This window comes from Paraburkholderia sp., assembly GCF_035948235.1.
GTDB lineage: Bacteria > Pseudomonadota > Gammaproteobacteria > Burkholderiales > Burkholderiaceae > Paraburkholderia.
Genome location: NZ_DASZJJ010000135.1, coordinates 1 through 9,770, shown reverse-complemented (window position 1 = coordinate 9,770; position 9,770 = coordinate 1). Strand labels below are relative to the sequence as shown.

Annotated in this window: 7 protein-coding genes and 1 pseudogene; all 8 read left to right on the top strand. The window is 63.4% G+C overall.

Annotation, left to right across the window (positions count from 1 at the left end; genetic code table 11):
- Positions 1–612: catalase (locus tag VG320_RS11810; RefSeq protein WP_327200288.1), on the top strand; the 612-nt coding region annotated here is incomplete at its 5' end.
- 275 nt (positions 613–887) lie between these two features.
- Positions 888–1,502, top strand: coding sequence for a cytochrome b (locus tag VG320_RS11805; RefSeq protein ID WP_327200287.1), 615 nt, complete (start codon positions 888–890; stop codon positions 1,500–1,502).
- 19 nt (positions 1,503–1,521) lie between these two features.
- The gene (locus VG320_RS11800; protein ID WP_327200286.1) at positions 1,522–3,015 is read left to right on the top strand and encodes a glycosyltransferase; all 1,494 of its coding nucleotides are present in this window, start codon (positions 1,522–1,524) and stop codon (positions 3,013–3,015) included.
- Between the two features lie 282 nt (positions 3,016–3,297).
- A complete protein-coding gene (locus VG320_RS11795; RefSeq protein WP_327200285.1) occupies positions 3,298–4,704 on the top strand; it encodes a circularly permuted type 2 ATP-grasp protein in 1,407 nt (468 codons plus the stop codon).
- A 58-nt stretch (positions 4,705–4,762) separates the two neighbouring features.
- On the top strand, positions 4,763–5,716 hold the full coding sequence (locus VG320_RS11790) for an alpha-E domain-containing protein (protein ID WP_327200284.1): 954 nt from the start codon (positions 4,763–4,765) through the stop codon (positions 5,714–5,716).
- A 53-nt stretch (positions 5,717–5,769) separates the two neighbouring features.
- Positions 5,770–6,579: a transglutaminase family protein gene (locus VG320_RS11785; RefSeq protein WP_327200283.1), complete on the top strand. Its 810-nt coding sequence runs from the start codon at positions 5,770–5,772 to the stop codon at positions 6,577–6,579.
- A 121-nt stretch (positions 6,580–6,700) separates the two neighbouring features.
- The gene (locus tag VG320_RS11780) at positions 6,701–7,576 is read left to right on the top strand and encodes a proteasome-type protease (protein WP_327200282.1); all 876 of its coding nucleotides are present in this window, start codon (positions 6,701–6,703) and stop codon (positions 7,574–7,576) included.
- Positions 7,577–7,755: 179 nt separating this feature from the next.
- Positions 7,756–9,467: pseudogene (locus tag VG320_RS11775) on the top strand (acid phosphatase).
- The last annotated feature ends 303 nt before the right edge of the window (positions 9,468–9,770 follow it).

Here is a 9,770-nt window from a genome sequence, read left to right as displayed (position 1 = left end):
AAGACGTGGTCGCACAAGGACTATCCGCTCATCAAGGTCGGCACGATGACGCTCAACCGCAATCCGGAGAACTTCTTCGCGCAGATCGAACAGGCCGCGTTCTCGCCGGGCAATACGGTGCCGGGCATCGGTCTGTCGCCGGACCGCATGTTGCTGGGCCGCGCGTTTGCCTATAACGACGCCCAGCGCGCGCGCATCGGCACCAACTTCAACCAGCTGCCCGTGAACCGGCCGAAAGTGCCCGTGCAGACCTATCAGTTCGACGGTCACATGGCTTACGAGCACAGCGGCAATGCGCCTACCTATGTACCGAACAGCTTCGGGCGTCCGTGGGCCGATCAGACCGGCGCCGCCGACGACGGCTGGGAAGCCGACGGCGAGATGGTCCGCAGCGCCTATTCGCTGCACGCCGAGGACGACGACTTCGGCCAGCCCGGCAACCTCGTGCGTAGCGTCTTCAACGACAAACAGCGCGCGCTGCTGGTCGAACAGGTGGTGGCGAGCCTGAATGGCGTGCGCAGCCCGGTACGCGAGCGCGTGTTCGAGTACTGGAAGAATATCGACGACAATGTCGGGCGTCAGATCGAGGAGCAGGCGGGCAGCGGTAAATAAGGCGGCAATCCAGCTTGACGTTGTCCCGTCGATCCGCAGGCCGGAGCGGTGTGCAAGCGCCGTTCCGGCTTTTTTTGCGTTCGCGCCATCACGCGCGAAGCTGGCAATCCCGCCATCTTTCGGCTTCTGCGGTGTCAGGTGCGAGGGCGCATAATGCGCGTGCGTCAAGGTTGGCGCCCCGCTTCGGCCACGCACGATCCTTGTTTGCGCGTGCGGGGAATAAACCCTCCGCGCCGCGCGTTATCTCCTACTGAAACGTTACGGCCCGCTCACACGTGAAAACTTCTTTATCCGCCGAATCGAGTTTTTCCGCCGCCGCGCCCGCGCAGAAATACACGCGCGTGGCCGTGCTGCTGCACTGGTCGATTGCCTTGCTGATCCTCGGTAACGTCGCGCTTGGCTTGACCGCTGCGTTGCTGCCCGACGGCACGCTCTCCGACGAGGGGATCCGCTTCGTGATCGATACGCACAAGTCCATCGGCATCACCGTGCTGGGTCTGGCGATCCTGCGCGTGCTCTGGCGCCTCACGCACCGTCCGCCGCCGCTGCCGGCTGAATTCCCCGCCTGGGAGCGTGCAGCCGCGCACGCGGCGCATATCGCGCTCTATGTGTTGATCTTTGCGATGCCACTTACCGGCTGGCTGCATGACTCGGCGTGGGTGGCCGCGGCTTCGCATCCGATGTATCTGTTCGGGCTGTTTCAGTGGCCGCGGATCGGCTTCATCATGAATCTCGATGCCGCCACCAAGAACCAGCTGCACGAGCAGTTCGGCGCGCTGCACACGGCGTGCAGCTATGCGCTCTATGGCGTGCTCGCGCTGCATATCGCGGGTGCGCTCAAGCATCAATGGATCGATCGTCATTCGGTGCTGCGCCGGATGATGCCGTGAACGACAAAAAAGGACTGTCTTGAACGACTCGCTCGACAAGGCGCTTGCGCGCATTTCGCCGCGTATCACGCCGCCGCCCACGCCGCTCATCAGTGTCGCGATTCACCTGAGCGTGATGGTGCTCTGGTGCGTGCTGTTCGCCCGCGCGTTCTTCCTGCAAGGGGTGGTCGCGTGGTCGACCGGCATCGCCTATGTGATCTACGACACCGTGCTGCTGATCTTCGTGGCCTGGCAGGCGCGCGTGCTGCTGCGTCCCTACGAAAGTGCGGACGTCATCGCGCCGGCATCGTCGGCGTTGCCGACGCTCGGCGTGATCGTCGCCGCGCATAACGAGGCGGGCGTGCTGCCGATCACGCTCGATGCGCTGTTCGCGCAGACGCGTGCGCCACGCCAGATCGTGATCGCCGACGACGGTTCGACCGACGGCACCGCCGTGCTGCTCTCGAAGCACTACGGCCTGACCGATCCGGGGGAGGGGCGCATGAGCGCGCCTTCGCCGCAGTATCCGAATCTGCGCTGGCTGAAGCTCGCGCATGGCGGCAAGGCGCGAGCCTTGAACGCGGCGCTCTGCGCGATGGACACCGACGCGGTGATGACCGTCGATGCCGACACGCTGCTCGAACCCGATGCCTGCGCCGCTATGGCCGACGCTTTCGCGCGGAACCCCACGCTGGTCGCGGCGGCGGGTCTGCTCACGCCAGTCTGCGGCACCACACCGAGCGGGCGGTTTTTCCAGTGGTTCCAGACGTACGAGTACATCCGCAATTTCATCTCGCGCTTTGCGTGGATGCGCGCGGATAGTCTGCTGCTCGTTTCGGGCGCATTCGCTGCGTTTCGTCGCGAGGCGGTGGTGACGGTGGGCGGCTTCGATCCGAATTGTCTTGTAGAGGATTACGAACTGATTCACCGGCTGCGCCGCTATTCCGTGAGTGAGGGCCTGGGCTGGGATGTGCGGGTGATTGGCGCCGCGCGCGCGACCACCGACGCGCCCGGCACGCTCGCGAGCTTCCTGCGGCAACGCCGCCGCTGGTTCGCGGGCTTTCTGCAGACGCAGTACTGGTATCGCGACATGACGGGCAATCGTCGCTACGGCAAGCTTGGGCTCATGATGCTGCCGGTGAAGGCCTTCGATACCGTGCAGCCGATCTACGGCCTCACGGCATTCGTGCTGTTGCTGGGTTTTCTGTTCGATGGGCGCTTTACGATTGTCTTACCGGTGCTGGCGGTGATCGTCGGCAAGATCGTTATCGATCTGGCGTTCCATCTGTTTTCCGTGCATCTGTACCGACGCTGGAGCGGCGACCGCAAGAGTTCGAGCTTCGGTATGGCGCTGCTCGCGGCCATCTTCGAACCGTTCTCTTTCCAGTTGATGCGCCATGCGGGCGCGGCCATGGGCTGGCTCCATTTTCTGCTCGGTCGGCGCAAGTGGGGCGTGCAGCAGCGCACCGGCCTGGGCGCGCAGCAGCGGCGCAAGCACGGCGAAACGGGCAAAGCGGCGGCGCAATCGCGTTGAGTGTGCGTCAAGCCGGAAATCGGCGGCAATCGTTGGCAATTGCAGCGGTTGCGCTAGACTGCACCATGATGAGGCGTCGAATCGTCATGCCGTCCGGTCGCGCGATCGCACTCGAAAACATGCACCATTCGGGCGCGTGAATGCAGGCATAAGCGGTGGAATGCGCTTGGGCACCCGTGCTCTGGCGATGGCATACGCCTTGCTTTTGTAGCGTATCGCAGTGCGCGGTCCCTGACGTGACGTCATGGCTCGCGACGCTGCATCCACGCGCGAGAACGAGCGATGCAAGTCCATGACGAAATGCGCGACGAGGGCGCGGTGCGCCCGCATTACGAACGCTTCCAGCACTGGCTGGAGCGGCAGACTGGCGAGACAATGGCGCGCAAACGCGCCGAAGCGGACCTGTTGTTCCGCCGGGTGGGCATAACGTTCGCGGTCAACGGCGATCTCTCCGGCACCGAGCGGCTGATTCCATTCGACCTGATTCCCCGCATCATTCCCTCTGACGAATGGGCCACGCTCGCACGCGGCCTGCGTCAGCGCGTGCAGGCGCTCAATCTCTTTCTTCACGACGTCTATCACGAGCGCAATATCGTGCGCGCGGGCGTGATTCCGGCGGAGCAGGTCTATACGAATGCGCAGTACCGGCCCGAAATGCAGGGCATCGATCTGCCGCTGGGCGTCTACGCGCATATCGCGGGTATCGACATCGTGCGTGACGGACGCGATGGCGCGTTCTATGTGCTCGAAGACAATCTGCGCGTGCCATCGGGCGTCTCGTACATGCTCGAGAACCGCAAGATGATGATGCGGCTCTTTCCCGAACTGTTCGTTCAGCACAAGATCGCGCCCGTCGCGCACTATCCCGATCTGCTGCTGGAAACCTTGCGCGCCTGCGCGCCCGACGGCGTCGACGATCCAGTGGTCGTGCTGCTCACGCCGGGTATGTATAACTCCGCGTATTTCGAGCACACCTTCCTCGCGCAGCAGATGGGCATCGAACTGGTCGAAGGCAGCGATCTGTTTGTAGAGGATAACTACGTATTCATGCGCACGACCAAAGGGCCGCGGCGCGTGGACGTGATCTATCGCCGCGTCGACGACGACTTTCTCGATCCGCTAGCGTTTCGCGCCGATTCCGCGCTTGGCGTGCCGGGTTTGCTCACGGCGTATCGTGCTGGCCGCGTCGTGCTGGCCAACGCGATGGGCACCGGTGTCGCCGACGATAAATCGATTTATCCGTATGTGCCGGACATGATCGAGTTTTATCTCGGCGAGAAGCCGATCCTCAACAACGTGCCCACCTGGCAGTGTCGCCGCCCGGAAGACCTGGCTTATGCGCTCGACCATCTGCCCGAACTCGTGGTGAAGGAAGTGCATGGGGCGGGCGGCTACGGCATGCTGGTCGGCCCAGCTTCGACAAAAGACGAAATCGAGGCGTTTCGCGCGCGTCTGATCGCACGGCCGGGCAACTACATCGCGCAGCCTACGCTTTCGCTTTCCGCCTGCCCGACCTTTGTGGAGGCCGGCATTGCGCCGCGCCATATCGATCTGCGGCCGTTCGTGCTGTCGGGCAAGACGATCCAGATGGCGGCTGGCGGACTCACGCGCGTCGCGCTCAAAGAAGGATCGCTGGTCGTGAATTCGTCGCAGGGCGGCGGCACGAAAGACACCTGGGTGCTCGAATGAATGCGCCAATGACCCTTTCGGAACAACCCACGAAAAATGGAAACAAAGAGGAGCGAGCATGCTGAGCCGTACCGCCGATCACCTGTTCTGGATGGCCCGTTACATGGAGCGCGCGGAAAATACCGCGCGCATGCTGGACATCAACCTGACGGCGCTGCTCTTGCCCGGCAATGCCGATGACGAAGCGCGCACGCATCGCGCCATGCTGCGCATTTCCGAACTCGACACGGCTTTTGATGCGCGCCACGAAAAGACCACGCGCAGTAACGTGCTGCAGTTTCTGGTTGCGGACCCGACCAATCCGTCCAGTATCTATTCGTGTCTGCAGGCGGCGCGCGAGAATGCGCGTGCGGTGCGCGGCACGCTCACGACGGAGTGGTGGGAGACCGTCAACGATACCTGGCTGCAGTTTGCCGAGCTGCTGCGCGGCGACACCTTGGCCACGCATCCCGAGTCGTTGTTCGAGTGGGTGAAGTTCCGCTCGCATCTTTCGCGCGGCGTACGGGTGGGCACGGCCTTGCAGGACGATGCGCTGTTCTTCACGCAACTCGGCACCTTCCTGGAGCGCGCTGACAACACCGCGCGCATTCTGGACGTGCGTTTTGTCGAAGTGGATCAGGCCGATTCGCGCTCGGCGGCGCGCCAGCTTGAGGACTTCTATTACTGGACGTCGATCCTGAGTTCGGTTTCCGCGCTGGAGATCTACCGCAAGGTATATCGCGATGTGGTGACGCCCGCGCGCGTGGTGGAGCTGTTGATTCTCAATCAGCAGATGCCGCGTTCGTTGCTGGCCTCGATGGAAGGGGTGTGTGTGAATCTGGCGATGCTGCGTACCGATGCGTCGCGCGAAGTCGAGCGCACAGCCGGCAAGCTGCGCGCCGAACTGCTGTACGCAGATCTGCGGCAGATTTTTTCGGTGGGCGTGCATACCTTCCTCACGCAGTTTCTCGCGCGCGTCTATGAACTGGGCAACCAGGTGGCGCGCACTTATCTGATGCTGCCGGTGGGCTAATGGCGATGCAAATTCGTTCGCATTGCTGATCGATTCGTTGAAGGAATTCCGCCATGCAACTCGCGATTCGTCATGACACCGTCTACCGCTACGATGCGCCGGTGCACTATTCGATCCAGCAATTGCGGCTCGCGCCGCTCACCACGCCTTCGCAGATCGTCACGCAATGGCATGTGGATGCGCCCGGCAAGCTCGATTCGAGTCGTGACGCTTACGGCAACACGCTGATGACGCTGGTGCTCTCGCGTCCGCACCGCGAGATACGGTTGCGTGTGCGGGGCGAAGTGGAAACCGTGCCGCTCGCGCAGGGACGTTTGACCGAAGGAGAAGGGCCGATTCCCACCTGGCACTTCACCACGCCCACGCGTCTCACGGAGGCCGATGCAGCGCTTGTTGCATTCGCGCAAGGCCTCGGGCCGCTCGACGATGCGGCTTCGATTCTCGAGGCGGCGGCGCGTATTACGCAGCAGGTGCGCTACGAATCCGGTGTGACCGACGTGGCGCACACGGCCGCCGACGCGTTCTCGCTCGGTCGCGGCGTGTGTCAGGATCACGCGCACGTCATGCTGGCGGTGTGCCGCGCGCGCGGTATTCCGGCCCGCTATGTGAGCGGCTATTTCGCACCGGGCGACGTGCCGGAAATGGCGAGCCACGCCTGGGTGGATGTCTGGCTCGATAACGGCTGGGTCACGGTGGACGTCACGCACGCGTGTTTCGCAAGCGAAAAATACTGCCGTATCGCGGTGGGGCGCGACTATGAGGCGGCCGCGCCAGTGCGCGGCCGGCGTATCGGCGGGCTGGGAGAAACGCTCGACGTCAGCGTGCGGGTTAGCGCACACGGCGCGCAGCAGCAACAGCAATAGTTTTCTCGTTATACGAAAGGAAACGCGCGCGGGAACGCACAAAAGCGCGCGTTTCTTATGCGCAACGCCGCCGCAGAGCGTGCGAAAATCGCCGCTACACGAGCCGATTCGAAGGATAACCATGACGTACTGTGTAGCGCTTGCTGTGGAAGAGGGGCTGGTTTTCCTTTCCGATACACGCACGAATGCCGGGGTCGATCACATCAGCACGTCGCGCAAGATGGCGGTGTTCGAAGAACCGGGCGAGCGCGTGCTGGTGCTGCTCGTGGCCGGCAATCTGGCGATCACCCAGGCCACCCTGCAGGTGCTGAGCGAGCAGCGCGATAGCGCCCAGCCCTCGCTGTGGAACGCGCCGAGCATGGTCGAGGCCGCGCGCATCGTCGGCGAGGCGGTGCGCGAGGTGCACCGGCGCGATGCCGAAGCGCTCAAGCAGTTCAACGTCGATTTCAATTGCAGCTTCATTCTGGGCGGCCAGATTCGCGGCCAGGCCATGCGCGTCTTCCAGATCTACGCGGCGGGCAACTTCATCGAAACATCGAGCGTCAATCCGTACTTCCAGATCGGCGAATCGAAGTACGGCAAGCCGATCATCGACCGCGTGCTCACGCCGCGCACGCCGCTCGACGAGGCTGCCAAATGCGCACTGATTTCGATGGATTCCACGCTGCGCTCGAACCTGTCGGTGGGGCTGCCGCTCGATCTGCTCGTCTATGAGCGCGACTCGCTGCGGGTGACGCGTTACGTGTCACTCGACGATTCGAACGCTTATTTCCATATGCTGCATTCGACCTGGGGAGAACGGCTGCGCCAGGTGTTCAGCGAGATTCCCGATCCGCTCTGGACCGACGATGGCGATGTACCGCGCCGCGAGCGCGTGGAACTGCCTGCCGTGCCGCGTCCGCCGCATGATGGGCAGCGCGCGGACGCAGTCGGGGCGCGCCCCGCACAGACGCTCGCGCAAGGGCCGCAGCCCGCGACCCCGCCGCGCAACAACTGACCTCGTTTTCGTCCTCACGCGAGTGAAACCGCGCGGTTTTCACTCGCGAACCCTTTGCCCGTAACGCAAGTGTCATGCGCCTCGCCGCCGCGCAGGCCGCTGCGCGCGGTATCCTCCTGCAGGATGTCTGAATATCGGTGCGCGCCAGCGCCCTTTGACCAGAACAAGGAGGCAGGTTGATGAAGCACGACGACCCGAAGTCAGCGGACCAGAACGAGAACGACGACGGCCACCTGCAGGGCGATCGCGGCGAGCCGGACGATCCCGCACGTCGGCGCGTGCTGGGTGGGATCGCCGCGGTTGGCGTGGGCCTGGCGCTAAGCGGTTGCCAGACATCGGAGACGAATGCAGGCGTTGGCCCGCGCAGCGCCACCGATGCACGCGTCGATGCGGCGTTGCGCGACCAGGTGCGCCACATCGTCGTGATCTACGCGGAAAATCGCAGCTTCACGAATCTCTACGGCAATTTCCCCGGCGTGCAGACGCCGCTGTCTGGCGTGCCCGCGTCGCGTTACGTGCAACTCGACCGCGACGGCAAGACGCCGCTCGCGCAGTTGCCGAAGATCTGGGGCGGGCTCGTTCCGGCGGCGCAGGAACTCGACGGCAAGCGCTACATGATCGGCGAGCACGCCATTACGGGCCTCGCGAACCAGCCGTTTCGTATCGTCGACACGCACGGCAATCCGTTGCCGAACGGAATCATCACGCGCGATCTGGTACATCGGTTCTATCAGAACCAGATCAGATCAGCGCCGGCCGTAACGACCAGTTCGCTGCGTGGGGCGACTCAGGCGGGCTCGTGATGGGCTACTACGAGAACTCCGCGCAGACCCTGCGGCTCTGGCAACTCGCGCAGCAATACACGCTCTGCGACAATTTTTTCATGGCCGCTTTCGGTGGCTCGTGGCTCAACCATATCTATCTGATTGCCGCGCAGCCACCGTATTACCCGAACGTCCAGTCGAGTCCGGCCGCGAAAATGGTCTCAGTGCTCGACGGCGACGATCCGCTCGGCACGCGTCTGAAGCTCGCGGCCAACAGTCCGGCATCGGCATTGGGCGGGCCGCCGAAGTTCGTCAACGATGGTGCGTTTACGCCGGACGGCTATGCGGTCAACACGATGGCGCCGCCGTACCAGCCGAGCAGCGTGCGGCCCGCTGAGGACGGCAACCCGGCGTGGGCCGACCCGGCCGATCCGCGTGTGATGCCGCCGCAGACATTTGCCACGATCGGCGACCGGCTCTCGGCAAAAGGTGTCGACTGGGCCTGGTATAGCGGCGCCTGGCAGTTCGCGCTCGACCATCGCGACACCGGCGCGGTGCCTGATTTCCAGTATCACCATCAGCCCTTCAACTACTTCGCCAACTTCGCGCCGGGTACGACTGAGCGCGCGCGGCATCTGCGCGACGCGGGCGTTGGCGACGATCCGGCGACCAATCGTCTGCTCGCCGATATCGACGCGGGACGCCTGCCCGCCGTCACGTTCTACAAGCCGCAAGGCAACCTGAACATGCACGCCGGTTATGCCGATGTGGAATCGGGCGACCGCCATGTGGCTGCCGTGATTGAGCATTTACAGCGTAGCCCGCAGTGGGCCAACACGGTGATCGTGATGACGCACGATGAAAACGGCGGCTGGTGGGACCCGGTCGCGCCGCCCACGGGCGACCGCTGGGGGCCGGGCTCGCGCATCCCGGCGCTGGTGATCGCGCCGTTCGCGAAGAAGGGCCATGTGGACCACACCTTCTACGACACGAACTCGATCCTGCGTTTCATCAGCCGGGTGCACGGACTTGCGCCGCTGGACGGCGTAGCGTCGCGCGATCGGGCTTTCTCCGCGCGTGGGCAGACGCCGCCGGGCGATCTTACGGGAGCGCTCGATCTGGCGTGATAGGGACTGGCGGAAGGTGAGGGCAGGCAGCGAGCGAAAGTTGCCGATTGGAAACGTTCTGCTGAATCCGTGACTAAATCGACTAACTGCCCGTCCGATCAATGAGTTGGCGCGCTCGTAAGGCGGTTATCAACAGGTTTATCCCAAGAAGCTGTGGACAACTTCTCTGCGCACTTTTTGTGCATTTTTGCTGGTGCGCGAGCGTTTATCGTTACGAATCATAAGCTTGGTTGCGATGTCCAGCAGTTACTCACAGGGCTGTGAACAAAAACTGTGGACAAGCCCAGCGCCAGATCTCGTATC